Below are 13322 nucleotides of genomic sequence, written 5' to 3' on the forward strand. Positions count from 1 at the left end.
TCCTTTCTTTAGATTTCCGGCTAATTCGGCTTGTGTATCGCGACACCGAGCATGACGAGGGCAACGCCTGCGAGATCGATAAATTCGGGTATCTGACGCAAGACGACCACGCCGATGATTGTCGCCGTTGCCGGCAGGAGCGCCAGGAGCAACGCAAAGCTGGAGCGCGGCAGGCGCGACATTGCAAATTGATCACAGACATAAGGGATCACCGAGGAGCAGATCCCGACCCCGATCCCCGCAAGAACCAAAAGCGGCGCACCGAAGGCATTGAGCGCATCGAGAAATCCGATCGGGATCACGAAGATGAAGGCCGCCGCCATCGCCGCGCCCAGACGCTCCACCCCCTTCGATGCGCCGCTTTGTGAAATCCTGTGTCCAAGCACGATATAGAGAACGAAAAGACCACCGTTCACAAATGCCCAGACGAGGCCAAGCGGATCGGCAGACCATTCTCTGCCCCCACCCATGCCAATGAGCCAGGGCACGTCAATCAGCAGGGCGACGCCGAAAACTGTCAGGGCGAAGGCGAGCCAGTTTCTGCCGGTTCGCAGGCCCCAAAGCGCTATTCCAATGGTCCCGACGAACTCTATTGCCGCAACGAGCGCAATCGGCAGGCGGTCAAGTGCCAGATAAAATGCGGAGTTCATGACCGCGAGACACGCGCCCAATGAGAGAAGGAGCAGCCGCTCCCTTGATGAGGCAAGCGCGAAGGTCCGCCAAGGCTTGGTAAACGGCGCAAAAATCAGTGCGGCCGAGGCAATCCGGAACCAGGCAACACCGAGGACGCCGACAGCAGGAAACAGCAACACGGCAAATGATGGGCCAAGATAGTGAAAGACGGCCGAAACGCCGAACCACGCGTGCGGCGGAACCCGCTCGGCAATGTGGGTTGACTGTTGTGAAGGAGCGGTGGGTGAGACTTGATTGTTCATGTCAGCATGATACCAAGGCAATTCAGCCTTCGGAATAACGATTGAACTCAGAAATTAATGATAATGCCTCATGATCAAAGGTGAAAAAGACAATGCACTTTCAAAATAGAAAGGGAGTGTTGGAGGCCGGGTTTGATGAGATCGACGCGCGCCTGCTGACCGCTCTGTATAAAAATGCGCGCCTGTCGAATGCGGAACTGGCACGCCAGGTCGGACTTTCGGCGCCCAGCGTTTCAGAGCGGGTCAGGCGGTTGGAAGATCGGGGCGTGATCACCGGCTATGGTGCCCGTGTGGATCATAGCAAGCTGGGGCTTGCGCTTACCATCATGATCCGGGCGCGGCCCCTGCCAGGCGAAATGAAGAACATGATTGAGGCGATCCGCAACACGCCTGAAATCGTAAGGTGTGACCGCGTGTCGGGGGACGACTGTTTTGTTGCTATCGCGCATGTCCGGGACGTGCAGCAGATGGAAGCTGTCATTGACCGAATAGTTCCTTACGGATCCACCAACTCGGCAATCGTCCAGTCCGCGCCCTTCGAGGCCAGATTGGGGGCGTTTGCGGAAGCACTCTGAAAACTTCAGAAAAACAAGCTCACTCATCTGAATATGGCGCGGCAGGAAAGCTCAGATACCCGACCCGTCAAGCTCGCGGGCGTCTTCGCCTTCCCAGGGAGTGGGCATCGAGAGGCCGTCGACATCTGCTGAGGGCATGGGCATCCAACACTTCAATTCCGGCTCCGGGTACTCGATGATCCGCCCTGGAGACGAGTCAGAAGCACGCCAGCCTTCTGAACCGTGCTGGTCACCCTTCGACCAGTACGCAAGGTCCACCTGGGACGGACCTTGTTCGGATGAGCGGATCGTGACGAGAATGCGATCGCCATTTTTTGGCGCGCTTGCCATATGACGCCATCGGCGTGGTTGATCCATTATTTTTCCTCCGTCTTGGCTTTCAATTGTGACCTCGCTGTCAAAGAGGTCAACCAAAACTTTGCATGGCTCTCTGTCGATCCGACGGGTATTCGATCCAGATTTCTACGCGGCGGTATGAAATAGGCCACTACGGTCGCCGGCGGGAAGAGGTTCGGGCGGCCCCGCCGACAATTGGCTTGCTGGCGGCGCCGAGCATCATCAGGTGCGTTCCCCGGAAAACATCGGATGCGATATCGCGGTCATGATGCCGCGCAGTTCCGCCAGTCCCTTGAGGCGGCCGATGGCCGGATAACCGGGGCGGGTCTGGCGCACATGATCGTCGAGAATGTTCTGGCCATGGTCCGGGCGAAAGGGTATCTGCCAGTCCTCCCGGCCTTGCCGTTTGCGTCGGGCTTCTTCGGCAAGTATTGCGGCGATGACGGCAACCATATCGGTATTGCCTTCCAGATGGGCGGCCTCATGAAACGAACCGCCGGCGCGTCTGTCTTCCAGCGCCACGTTCCGCAGATGCAGGAAATGCACCCGGCTTCCGAGCCTCGCCATCATGCCGGGCAGATCGTTGTCCCTGCGGGCACCAAGCGAGCCCGTGCAGAGCGTGATACCGTTTGCCGGAATGTCGATGGCGTCGATCAGATCGCGATAGTCTTTTTCGGTCGACATGATACGCGGCAGGCCGAGCAGCGGGAATGGCGGATCGTCCGGGTGGCAGCATAGTCTCAGGCCGAGATTTTCGGCGAAAGGCGCGACCTCGCCCAGAAAATCCAGCAGGTTCTGGCGCAACCGGTCGGCGGATATGCCGCTATAGAGATCAAGATGCGCCTTTACCTCATCGATGGTCATATGGGTCGCTGCCCCGGGCAGGCCAGACACGACGTTTGCGACAAGCTGCTGTCTGCGGCGATCGTCCATCTCCGAGAAACGCTGCCGCGCTTCTTCGATCAGCTCCGCATCGAAACCCCCGTTGGCGCCGGGGCGTTCGAGCAGGAAAAGATCGAAGGCGGTGAAATCCACGGCATCGAAGCGCATGCAGGTTGCGCCGTTGCCCAGGCGGTAGGCGAGATCGGTGCGCGTCCAGTCGAGAACCGGCATGAAATTATAGCAGATCGTGCGAATGCCGGCGCCGGCCAGATGGGAGAGGCTGGTCTTCCAGTTTTCGATATGCGTGCGCCAGGCGCCGCTCTGGCGCTTGATATCCTCTGAAACGGGCAGGCTTTCCACCACCTCCCAGGTCAGGCCGGATGGCTGACCGCCGCGCATGACGGAAAGATCCCGCTGGTGCCGGGCGATTTCCTTCGGTGACCATATTTCGCCGGGCGGGATGTGGTGCAGCGCCGTTACGACACCTTCGACCCCCGCCTGCAGCATGTCATCGATCGATACGGGATCGGAAGGGCCGAACCAACGCCAAGTCTGCCGCATCTCTAGTCCTTTTCTGATTGTGTGAATGAAGCTTGGCGAATGAAGGAAGAGGGGAGGTTGGGCCTCCCGCTATTCCTTCATGCCGCTGGCGGCGACGCCCTTGACGAAGTTCCGCCGCATCGCGCCGAAGAAGATGACGCTCGGGATCAGCGACAGGGCAGCAGCAGCGCTGAGGCGACCGAGATCGACGGTGAAGCCTGTCTGGAAAAGGGCAAGCCCGACCTCGAGAACGTATTTGTCGCGGGCGGTATTGACGACCATCGGCCATGCGAAGGTCGTCCATGCCTGAAAGAAGGCGAGAACGGTCAGCGTGCCGATCGGGCCACGCATGAGCGGTAGAACGATGCGGAAGAAAATCCACCATTCCCCGGCACCATCCATGCGCGCGGCTTCCATCAACTCGTCGGGGATGGAGGAGATCGCGTATTGACGGATGAGGAAGATGCCGAAGCTCATCACCAGATAGCCGGCCAGAAGTCCGCCGAGGGAGTTCAGCAACCCCAGTTGCCGCACGCCGAGATAAAGCGGGATCATGTATACTTCGAATGGCACTATAGCGGTAGCGAGTACACCGAAGAATATCAGGTTCACGCCGGGAAAGCGGAATTTCGCCAGGACATAACCGGTGACGGACGACGTAAGAACGATGGCGACCGTCGAAATGGCCGCGAAGGCGAGACTGTTGCCCATCCAGATCAATAGCGGCGTTTCGGTAATGACGGAGGAGAAATTATCCAGCGTCGGCGATTGCGGAATGAGCCGCGGCGGCCACGCCAGGAGTTCCGCTGGTGTCTTGAAGGCGTTGGCGGTGAGCATGATGAGCGGCAGGATCATCAGCACGCCGAAGACCGTCAGAATGACGTCTACGGTGAGTTTCTGGAAGGAAAAGCCCCCGGATTTCCGGTTCTGTAACGTGTGGTTCATCGGCGCGCCGCCTTGTCACGGAAGAAAACGAATTGACCGGCCGTCAGGAGAAGCACGATGGCGAGAAGCACCACGGCTTCCGCTGCGGCGTATCCGACGCGGTAATTGCGGAAGCTGTTTTCCAGCATGTCGAGCACGAGTACCCTGACGAGCTTGCCGGGCGCGCCCTGGGAGTCCGAGGCGAGCACGAAAGCCTGTCCGTAAATATTGAAGGCGGCGATCATGGTGACGACCGATACATAGAGCGTCACGGGCCGCAGCTGCGGCACAGAAATATGCCGGAAACATTCCCATGCCGTCGCACCGTCCAGCCGGGCGGCTTCATAGAGCGATACCGGGATATTGCGCAGGCCGATCAGGAAGATCAGGACCGCGTAACCGAGCGCCTGCCAGGAACACAGGACGATGATGCAGACGATCGACCAGACAGGATCAAAAAGCCAGGCCTGCGCAGGCATGCCGAAGAGGCCGAGGAAAGCATTCAACGGTCCGAGTTGTGCATCGAAAACCCATTTCCAGGCCATGGCCGCCGGCACGAGCGACACGATATGGGGAATGAAGAGGCTGGTTTCGTAAAACCCCGCCAATGCGCTGCCGAAGCGATATTGGATGAGTGCGGCAAGACCGAGCGCAAGGGGGATCGTCAACGCCAGCACACCGAAGGCGATGATCGTGGTGTTGCGCAGGGCTTCGAGAAACAGCGGATCGCCCGCAAGCTCCTGAAAATTGGCAAGGCCGATAAAAGGTTTGTTTCGGGAAATGATATCCCATTTGAACAGGCTGAGCCGTAACGTCTCGAAGATCGGTACGACACGGACGAGCACGAACAGCGTCAGCGGCACGGCCAGCGCGCTTATCACGAAGCTCAATTGTTTGCGGCGTTTCATCTGACAGTCCTTTTGCCGCGGGGACAGCAAGGCTGTCCCCGGCACGTTACTTCAGGCCCTGGCGATTATTTCGCCAGCAGGCCTTCCCGTTCGAGGATGGAGTCGATTTCCCTGGCGGCGTCGGCAAGCACACGGTCGATACCCGCATCGTCCGTCGCGAGCGCCGGATTGGCGAAAGCAGCTTCCAGACGTGCAGCGAAACGGGTCAAGATTTCGCTTGAGGGTGCGATCGGCGGCAAGCTGAAATAGGTGTAATCCTTTGGTGGGGCAGCAAATGCTTCCAGCGCCGGGTTTTTGGCGATGATGGCCGCGTAGTCGATATTATCCCGTGATGGTAGCCAGCCGACATTCTGCAGCAGCCATTGCAGATTCTCAGGAGCATTTGTCCTCTCGACGAACTCCCAGGCAAGCGCACTGCGGTCGTTTTCGGCCGGCACGAACAGCGATGCCGGCACCACCAGAGAGCCCTTGGGCAGCGGCGCGGTTGCGTATTTCAGGCTCGACGCCTTCTTGACGATGTCGCCGATGACCCAGGATTCACGGATAAACATCGCGGTCTGCCCAAGCTCGAATGCTTCCGCATCCGCCTTCATCTGCGGGCTGACGGTCTTCGTTACAAAAAGCTGCTCGAGATATTGCTTCAGCGTCTTGCGCCCGGCCTCACTGGCAATCGCCGCTTTCCAGCCTTCGCCCTTCCTCTCGATCAACGTACCGCCGAACTGGTGAAGATTGATCCAGAACTTTTCGCTGATGCCCTGGCCGCCGCCGGAAAGCCGCATGGACCAGCCACTGGCGGCGGGATTTCCAGAAGCATCCCGCTCGGTCAGCCTGGCGGCATATTCGGAATACTCCTCCATCGTCTTCGGTGGGCCGGAAAGGCCGGCCTTGGCGAATTTCTCGGTATTGTAATAGAGTGCCGCCTGTCCGTGATAAAGCGGCACGCCGTAGACATGCTCGCCATCCGAGACGGCGGCGGAATAGACGGCGTTGAAGTTCTTCGGGTCCTTCACGAAGGCGACCACTTTATCCGGCGCGGGCGCCAGCAAGCCCGACTGTACGTAACGAGGCGCCTCGGACTGCATTTCGACAATATCGGCGGCGGAACCAGCGGGCAGGGCAAAGGCCAGACGCTTTTCATGTTCGCGCAGGCTAATGGTTTCGACTTTCAACTCGAAATCCGGATGCTTGGCTTTCATTTGTCCGGCTACGTATTGGTAGAAGGGGTCGAGCTCGGGCGATCCGCCCCAAAGCGTCAGGGTTTCCGCCTGCGCTGTCCAGGAAAGGCCAGCCAGAAGTGCGGCAATCGGTAGTGTCTTTAAGCGATGCAATGCCATTTCTGTTCTCCTCTTAGGTAATCGACTGTTTTTTTGTCGTTATATTTATCGGTTAACGCTGATCGCCTTCGATCCTTGCGCCGGTTGCCTTGTCGAACAGGTGCGTTCCGGCAGGGGATAGTTTCAGCGACAGGGTGGCACCCGGATTGTCCGGCAATCTTTCCCGGAAAACGGCGGTCACTTCCTCTCCCCCGAGCTTCAACGTGGCATGGCTTTCCGCGCCTGTCGGCTCGACGGAGACAATGGAGGCCTCGATGCGTGCCGGATCGTCGGGTGCGCAGAGGAACAGGCTTTCGGGCCGGATGCCGAGCAGTATCTCGCCCGATGGGCGGCCCAATCGTGTCGGAAGCGGTATTTTTGTGCCGTCACGCATCACGAAATCCGTTTCCATCGAAAGTCCTTCGAGAAAATTCATCGCCGGTGAACCGATGAAGCCTGCAACGAAGAGATTGGCGGGCCGGTCGTACAGTTCCAGCGGGGAGCCGACCTGTTCGATGATACCGCCCTGCATGACCACGATCCTGTCCGCCATCGTCATGGCTTCGACCTGGTCATGGGTGACGTAGATCATCGTGTTGCCAAGCCGGCGATGCAGCGACTTGATTTCCGTGCGCATCTTCACGCGCAGCTTGGCGTCCAGATTGGACAGGGGTTCGTCAAACAGGAAGACCTTTGGCTTGCGCACGATCGCGCGTCCCATGGCGACGCGCTGGCGTTGGCCACCCGAGAGCTGGCGTGGGTAGCGCTTCAGGTAGTCGCTGAGGCCGAGGATCGCGGCCGCGGCCTCCACCTCGTTGCGGATGCGGTCGGCCGGAGCACGGCGCAGCTTCATCGAGAAGGCCATGTTGTCGTAAACCGTCATGTGCGGATAAAGCGCGTAGTTCTGGAACACCATCGCGATATCGCGGTCTTTCGACTCGATGTCGTTGATCACCCGGCCATTGATGTGGATTTCGCCATCCGAAACGTCCTCAAGCCCCGCAATCATTCTGAGGAGGGTGGACTTGCCGCAACCGGACGGGCCGACGAGTACGACGAATTCGCCATCTTCCATCGCAACGTTAAGATCGCGCAGGGCGTGAAAGTCGCCGTAATGTTTATGCAGTTTGCGGATTTCCACCCGTGCCATCTTACTTCCCCACTATGCTTGTTGAGAGGCGGACGGTTCCGCCCCCGATTCTGGCTCGCAAAGACGCAGGCTCGTTTCTCCCGGCACCCAGCGGAAGGCAATGAAATCCGCCCGGGCGCCCTCGCGCAGACCGGTTTCGAGACCGAGTGCTTTTGCCGGATTGACTGCGGCCATGGTGATCGCATCCCTAATGTTGAACCCTTCCAGGCCTGCGACCAATGCGACGCCATCCGAAAGCGGTTTTGCCGCACCGGCAAGCAGCCGCGTGCCTGCCATGGAGAGGCGGCCTTCGGCCGAAAGCTCCACGTCGCCGCCGACCGGCTGCCGGTAGCGGCCCGGCGGCATGCCCGCAAGCGCGACCATATCGCTGACAAGGATCGATCTCTGCACACCCTTCGCTCTCAACATCGCAGTGAGGGTTACCCGGTCCAGGTGGTGGCCATCGGCGATGAACATTGCCTGCAACCCGTCATTGGCGAGCTGCGCCCATATCAGGTTCGGATGACGCGGCAATGTCTGAGAGACGCCGTTGCCGAGATGGGTGCTGAAGCCGGCTCCCGCCTGCGACGCCTCGGCGATATCAGCGGCTTCGGCCGAGGAATGCCCAATGGAAACAAGGCAACCCGCGTTGCGCACATGACGAATGAAGGCGCGTGCATCGGCCTGCTTCGGGCAGAGCGTCACCAATCGCACAATTCCGCCCGAGGCCTTTTGCCACTGGTCGAACTCCTCGCAGCATGGAGAACGAACATGCTCCCGCGGATGCGCGCCCCGTGCCCCGTCTTCCGGCGAGATGAAAGGGCCTTCGACGTGAACGCCGGGGATCATCTCGGTGAGCCATTGATGGTTTGTACGGGCGGTCGCGATGGCGGAGAGCGCATTGCAGATCGCATCGCTTGATGCGGTGATCAGCGTCGGCAGGAACGCCCTGATGCCTTGGCTGCGCATCGCCGCCGCAACGGCGAGTACCGTCTCCTCGTTGATATCGTGACGATTGAAATCATGGCCGCCCCATCCATTTACCTGCAGGTCGATGAGACCGGGCGCCAGCCAGGGAAGATCCTCACCGAGGTCTTCCTCGATGGGGCGCAGAGCGGCGATCCAGCCGTTTTCGACGGCAATACCGATGACCTTTCCGCTTATGGCGTCGCGTCCGACAATCATGCGGCGCTCCTGTCGATGTCGGGCATGGAATCAGCATCGATATAGAGCCGCGCCTGATTATGGGTGCGTAGAATACTCGCGGGGCAGTCTTCCTCAACCGGCCCGGTCAGCATGCGGGTCACCGCCTCTTTCTTGAGCGCACCGGGTACGACACATATCATGCTGGTCGCGGCGAGAAGTGCGGGAATGGTAACGGTGATCGCCCGTTGCGGCACGTCGGCCAGTTCGGCGAAACATTCGTCCTCCACCTGCTGCACACGGCAATCCTGCGCGAGCGTCACGACCTTAACCGCCTCTTTTTCGTCGAACCGCGCTTCCGGCGGATCGTTGAAGGCAAGATGGCCGTTGATGCCGACACCGAGGCATATGAGGTCGAGCGGTTCATCGGCGAGGCGGCGGGCATAATCGGCAGCACAGGCTTCGGGCGACGCGAACCTATGCGGTTCGATGTGATGTACGGTTCCGAAGGGCAAGTGTGAGAACAGATGCCGGTCGAGCCAGTTGGCGAAACGCGCCATATGGCCAGTCTCAAGCCCGATATATTCGTCCATGTGGAAGGCCGTGATCCGCGACCAGTCGATATCCTTTTCCTGGCAGAGAAGGGCAAGCGTATCCTGCTGGCTGGGGGCGGCGGCGAACATGACCGAAGCGCGATCCTTCGTGGCGAGAAGCTGGCGTAGCGTGCCGGCAAGATCAAGGCTGGCCATTTTGGCCATGTCGCTGCGCGACGCTCCGCTTCGGATGATGAGACGATCAACCTGCCATGACGGCGACATATGCAAACTCCCCATTTGTTGCTTCGAGAGAAATGCAACCGATTGCATAAGTCAATAGTGTTTTTGTGCAATTTTTTGCGAAAACCTGTCTCGATTGCCGTAATTTCCAAGGAATTCATAATTTTTGCTCGGCGCCTATTGCAAAATTTTATGAAATCGGTTGCATAGATGTTATGTGCACTACACTCGCTCAGGAAGGAGATAGACGTGTCGGTCATCAAGGTCGGGCTGGTTGGGCCCGGAACAATTGGCAGGGTTCATCGCGATGCGATCGGTGCTGTTGAAGGTATCGAACTGACCGCCGTCGCAGGCGGCACCGCAGAGGAGCTGGAACTCTTCGCCGTACCGCAGGGCGCGCGCCTCTTCACCGACGCCGCATCGATGCTGGAGCAGGCCGACCTGGATGTGGTCGTGATCGCCACCCCGAGCGGCACCCACTATGCGCCGGCGCGGGCGGCGCTGGACCGGGGTCTGCATGTCGTCGTCGAAAAGCCGCTGGCTGTCGATCTCGATGAGGCGACCGATCTTTATCGGCGTTCGCAAGCGGCTGGTCTTGTCTGCTCCACCATGTCGCAGCGGCGTCTGGAGGCTCAGCACCAGGATATCCATCGCCGTCTGCGCTCAGGCGAACTGGGGCGGCCCGTTGCTATCGAAGGTCAGGTCTACTGGCACCGTTCGGATGCCTATTACGATGAAAAGCCGTGGCGAAAGCTCGATCGACAGGGCGGTGGATCGCTGTTCAATCAGGGCATCCATACGCTCGATCTCATGCTCTGGCTTTTCGGTCCGGTCGTAAGCGTGATGGCGGAAACGACCAATGTTGCGGGGCGCGAAGGCGGCAGCGAGGATCTCTGCCAGGCCCTTCTGACCTTCGGAAACGGTGCTCGGGGCATCATCGTCACCAGCACGGCCACGCCGCCGGGACGCCCCGCCTCGTTGATGCTGTTCACGGATCGCGGCCACGTGGCGATCAATCATACGGATGTCGTTGAGTGGACATTCCCGGATCAGCCGCTGCCGGTCGCTGCCGATGCCTCGATCAAAAGTGGCGCGGGCAGCCAGGTCAGCATTGGCATTCGCGGTCATGTCGATCAGTGGCTCGATATCCGCGATGCGATCCGCGACGGACGTCCGGCGGATATTACCTTTCGGGACGGTCTCGAAGCGGTACGTGTCATCACTGCGATCTATCGATCTGCTGAATCCGGGCGCAGAATTGTCATGAGCGACGTGGGAGACGCATGATGTCCGTGAAGAAACTTGCCATACTGGGCGCGGCGCACGGCCATGTCAGCTATGTCACCGATGGCCTTGCCGGACGCAAAGACGTCGAGCTTGTGGCACTGGCCGATCATGATGGGGAACGCCGCCGCACCTTCAGCGAAAAATTCGGCGTGCCGGCCTATGCGGACCTCGATGCGCTTCTTGCTGCGCACGAAATCGATGGTGCCGCCGTGATTGCCGAACCCGGCCTGCGCGCAGGGCTCATCGAGGCGTGCCTTGAAAGGAATATTTTCGTTATCGCAGACAAACCCCTCGCCTTGACCATGGAAGAGGTCGATCGGATCGGCAAGGCAGATGGTGGCCGCAACCGCGTGGCGCTCATGCTGGAAAAGCGTTTTTATCCGGTAACGCGAAAGGCGCGAGAACTCTTTCTGAACGGTGAGATCGGCGACCTCGTCGCCGTTACCGCGACAGGTCCCCACAAGCTCCTGCCATCGGCGCGTCCGGCGTGGTTTTTCGATCCAGCGCTCTATGGCACAATCGTCAACGATCTTGCTGTCCACGACATCGATCTCGTCCTGTGGCTGACGGCGGCATCGTCAGGCCGCATCAGCGGTTGGAAAAGCCCGCGCCATCCTGAGGGGCACCCGGCATTTTCGCTGGCGGGGCGTGCGCTTTTGACCCTCGATTCCGGCGTGCAGGCGGCAATCGACATGGACTGGCGTCAACCCGAGGCCGCGATCCGGCATGGCGATTACGCAATGCGTCTTGTCGGAACCCGCGGACGCATGGATATTCTGTTTGGAGAAGGACGCCTGCTGGTGGAAACCGATAAGCGCCGCCTCTGGGAGCCGGAATTGCCGTCGCCCATCGGGCCGGCGCAGGATGCTCTTGATGCATTGACAGGGGTAGCGCCTTTGCAGGTATCGACAGGGGAGGCGCTTCTGGCAAGTCGTATCGCGGCATTGGCCGCTCTCAGCGCGGAAGACGGGGGACAGGACTATCACTGGTAAGAAGGAACAGAAGTCGAAGGAGCGTGCGAAGCCGACGCTGGAGGAAATAGCGCATCGGGCGAATACCTCCCGCTCGACGGTTTCACGCGCCTTCAGTCGGCCGGACCTGCTCAATCCGAAGACGGTCGAGCAGATATTGTCGATCGCGGAGGAACTTGGCTATCGGCCGAACAACATGGCCCGTGCGCTTTCCACGGGCCGAACGGGCAATATCGGGCTGCTTGTGCCGGATATAGCCAATCCGTTCTTTCCGCCGCTCATCAAGGCTATTCAGCAGAATGCCGACGCCTATGACCTCTGCCTGTTCCTGGGATCTTCCGGCGAAAGCGCGACGCGGGAAAACACGCTCTTCCAGCGTCTGGCGAGCCAGACGGACGGTATCATTCTGGCCTCGACCCGGCTCAGCGAGGCGCAGGTGCGGGCCCACGCCGAAAGACACCCTGTAACGCTGATCAATCGCGACATCGCGGGATTGCCGCGTGTGCTGATAGACACGCAGGCGGCGGTGAGGGATGCCATCGGCTTCCTGCTCGAGAACGGCCATCGTGATATTGCCTATCTCTCCGGCCCGAAGGAGTCCTGGTCGAACCAGCAGCGACTGGAGGCCGCGGCCGAAGCGTGCCGGAAGGCAGGCGTGCGGTTTGAGGTAATTCAATTATCCGAACCCACCTTCGAAGGCGGCGAGAAGGCGGCGGAAGAGGCTGTAACCGCAGGCGTGACAGCCATTCTGGCGTTTGATGACCTGACCGCGCAAGGTGCACACGCCCGACTTTCCGCTCTGGGAATCGTGGTGCCGCGGGACATGAGTCTAATCGGTTGCGACGATGCGCTACCCGCCATGACCTACCCCGCCCTTTCGACCCTGAGCGGCCTGTCGCAGGAGGCAGGGCGACATGCATTGAAGCTTTTGCAAGACGCTATCCAGCATGGCAAAAGCCTTCAGGACATGAAGGTCGTTCTGGGCGCGCGCTTCATCAGCCGCGATACCGCGGGGCCGGTGCGGCGTAGGTAGGGATCGCAACATTGGTTTTGACCGCAAGTCGGAATTCCTGCGGTCGGCGCGACAAGTTGAGGTACGCTGCGGGCCGTCTTTCCCACTCGATGTCCATATAGGCCGTGTGTCGAGCCGCCCGGCCCTGCGGGTGGCGGCGTCTCACGTCTTGCCGAGTATACGGGACAGAACACGCCGCGCATTGGCTGCACAATCCATGTCGCCAGGCTTGGCCTCGATATCCTCAAGGAGTGCGACGAGCTGCGTCTTGCTTTGGGCCAGCCGCGTTTCCAGTGCCTCGATATCCGCCACCTTGCGGCGGAGCGCCTCAATCAGGCTGCCATGGTCCCATCGGTCCAGGTCGGACGGCAGAAGCGTGCGGATTTCATCAAGGCTGAAGCCGGCGGCCTGCGCGGTGGTGATCAGTTCCAGCACCGTCACTGCTTCCGACGGATAGCGGCGGTAGCCGTTCGGACGGCGGTCGACCATCTTGAGCAGGCCGGCGCTTTCATAGAAGCGGATGCGCGAGTTCGTCAGCCCCGTACGCTTCGCCAGTTCACCGATATTCATCTGCAAAATTCCTCCGGGAAG

The 13322-nt window shown here is 59.9% G+C and carries 14 protein-coding genes; 4 read left to right on the plus strand and 10 right to left on the minus strand.

The features are described 5' to 3' along the window. Positions 1–20: 20 nt before the first annotated feature. Entirely contained in the window at positions 21–935 is a 915-nt protein-coding gene (locus O3S81_RS15560) for an EamA family transporter (RefSeq protein WP_269344557.1), read from the minus strand. Between the two features lie 92 nt (positions 936–1027). Here O3S81_RS15560 and O3S81_RS15565 point away from each other — a divergent pair, with 92 nt between their 5' ends. Further along, on the plus strand, positions 1028–1510 hold the full coding sequence (locus O3S81_RS15565; RefSeq protein WP_269344559.1) for an Lrp/AsnC family transcriptional regulator: 483 nt from the start codon (positions 1028–1030) through the stop codon (positions 1508–1510). Positions 1511–1561: 51 nt separating this feature from the next. Here O3S81_RS15565 and O3S81_RS15570 read toward each other — a convergent pair whose 3' ends face one another. From O3S81_RS15570 to O3S81_RS15605, 8 genes are all read right to left on the minus strand, one after another. Next, positions 1562–1867 (minus strand): hypothetical protein, encoded by a 306-nt coding sequence (locus O3S81_RS15570; RefSeq protein ID WP_269344561.1) that lies wholly within the window; start codon positions 1865–1867, stop codon positions 1562–1564. Positions 1868–2068: 201 nt separating this feature from the next. Further along, on the minus strand, positions 2069–3289 hold the full coding sequence (gene uxuA, locus O3S81_RS15575; protein ID WP_269344562.1) for a mannonate dehydratase: 1221 nt from the start codon (positions 3287–3289) through the stop codon (positions 2069–2071). A 69-nt stretch (positions 3290–3358) separates the two neighbouring features. Further along, positions 3359–4213, minus strand: a complete 855-nt coding sequence (locus tag O3S81_RS15580) for a carbohydrate ABC transporter permease (RefSeq protein WP_269344564.1) — start codon at positions 4211–4213, stop codon at positions 3359–3361. After that, positions 4210–5100, minus strand: a complete 891-nt coding sequence (locus tag O3S81_RS15585) for a carbohydrate ABC transporter permease (RefSeq protein WP_269344566.1) — start codon at positions 5098–5100, stop codon at positions 4210–4212. The genes O3S81_RS15580 and O3S81_RS15585 overlap by 4 nt, the downstream gene beginning before the upstream one ends. Before the next feature lie 65 nt (positions 5101–5165). After that, entirely contained in the window at positions 5166–6434 is a 1269-nt protein-coding gene (locus tag O3S81_RS15590) for an ABC transporter substrate-binding protein (RefSeq protein ID WP_269344568.1), read from the minus strand. A gap of 52 nt (positions 6435–6486) precedes the next feature. Beyond that, a complete protein-coding gene (locus tag O3S81_RS15595) occupies positions 6487–7563 on the minus strand; it encodes an ABC transporter ATP-binding protein (protein WP_269344570.1) in 1077 nt (358 codons plus the stop codon). 12 nt (positions 7564–7575) lie between these two features. Beyond that, positions 7576–8727 (minus strand): N-acetylglucosamine-6-phosphate deacetylase, encoded by a 1152-nt coding sequence (locus tag O3S81_RS15600; RefSeq protein WP_269344572.1) that lies wholly within the window; start codon positions 8725–8727, stop codon positions 7576–7578. After that, on the minus strand, positions 8724–9503 hold the full coding sequence (locus O3S81_RS15605; RefSeq protein ID WP_269344574.1) for a 6-phosphogluconolactonase: 780 nt from the start codon (positions 9501–9503) through the stop codon (positions 8724–8726). The genes O3S81_RS15600 and O3S81_RS15605 overlap by 4 nt, the downstream gene beginning before the upstream one ends. A 207-nt stretch (positions 9504–9710) precedes the next feature. On the opposite strand from O3S81_RS15605, the gene O3S81_RS15610 reads away from it, so the two are divergent. The 3 genes from O3S81_RS15610 to O3S81_RS15620 are packed head-to-tail and all read left to right on the plus strand — an operon-like array spanning position 9711 to position 12752. After that, a complete protein-coding gene (locus O3S81_RS15610) occupies positions 9711–10748 on the plus strand; it encodes a Gfo/Idh/MocA family protein (protein WP_269344576.1) in 1038 nt (345 codons plus the stop codon). Further along, the gene (locus tag O3S81_RS15615) at positions 10748–11740 is read left to right on the plus strand and encodes a Gfo/Idh/MocA family protein (RefSeq protein ID WP_269344578.1); all 993 of its coding nucleotides are present in this window, start codon (positions 10748–10750) and stop codon (positions 11738–11740) included. Before O3S81_RS15610 ends, O3S81_RS15615 begins: the two co-directional genes overlap by 1 nt. A gap of 46 nt (positions 11741–11786) precedes the next feature. Then, the gene (locus O3S81_RS15620) at positions 11787–12752 is read left to right on the plus strand and encodes a LacI family DNA-binding transcriptional regulator (RefSeq protein WP_269345133.1); all 966 of its coding nucleotides are present in this window, start codon (positions 11787–11789) and stop codon (positions 12750–12752) included. A gap of 141 nt (positions 12753–12893) precedes the next feature. Here the strand turns inward: O3S81_RS15620 and O3S81_RS15625 are convergent, their stop codons facing one another. Next, on the minus strand, positions 12894–13301 hold the full coding sequence (locus O3S81_RS15625) for a MerR family transcriptional regulator (RefSeq protein WP_269344580.1): 408 nt from the start codon (positions 13299–13301) through the stop codon (positions 12894–12896). Positions 13302–13322: the final 21 nt, after the last annotated feature.

This window comes from Agrobacterium sp. SOY23, from assembly GCF_027212525.1.
In the GTDB taxonomy this organism is placed as follows: Bacteria; Pseudomonadota; Alphaproteobacteria; order Rhizobiales; family Rhizobiaceae; genus Agrobacterium; species Agrobacterium tumefaciens_I.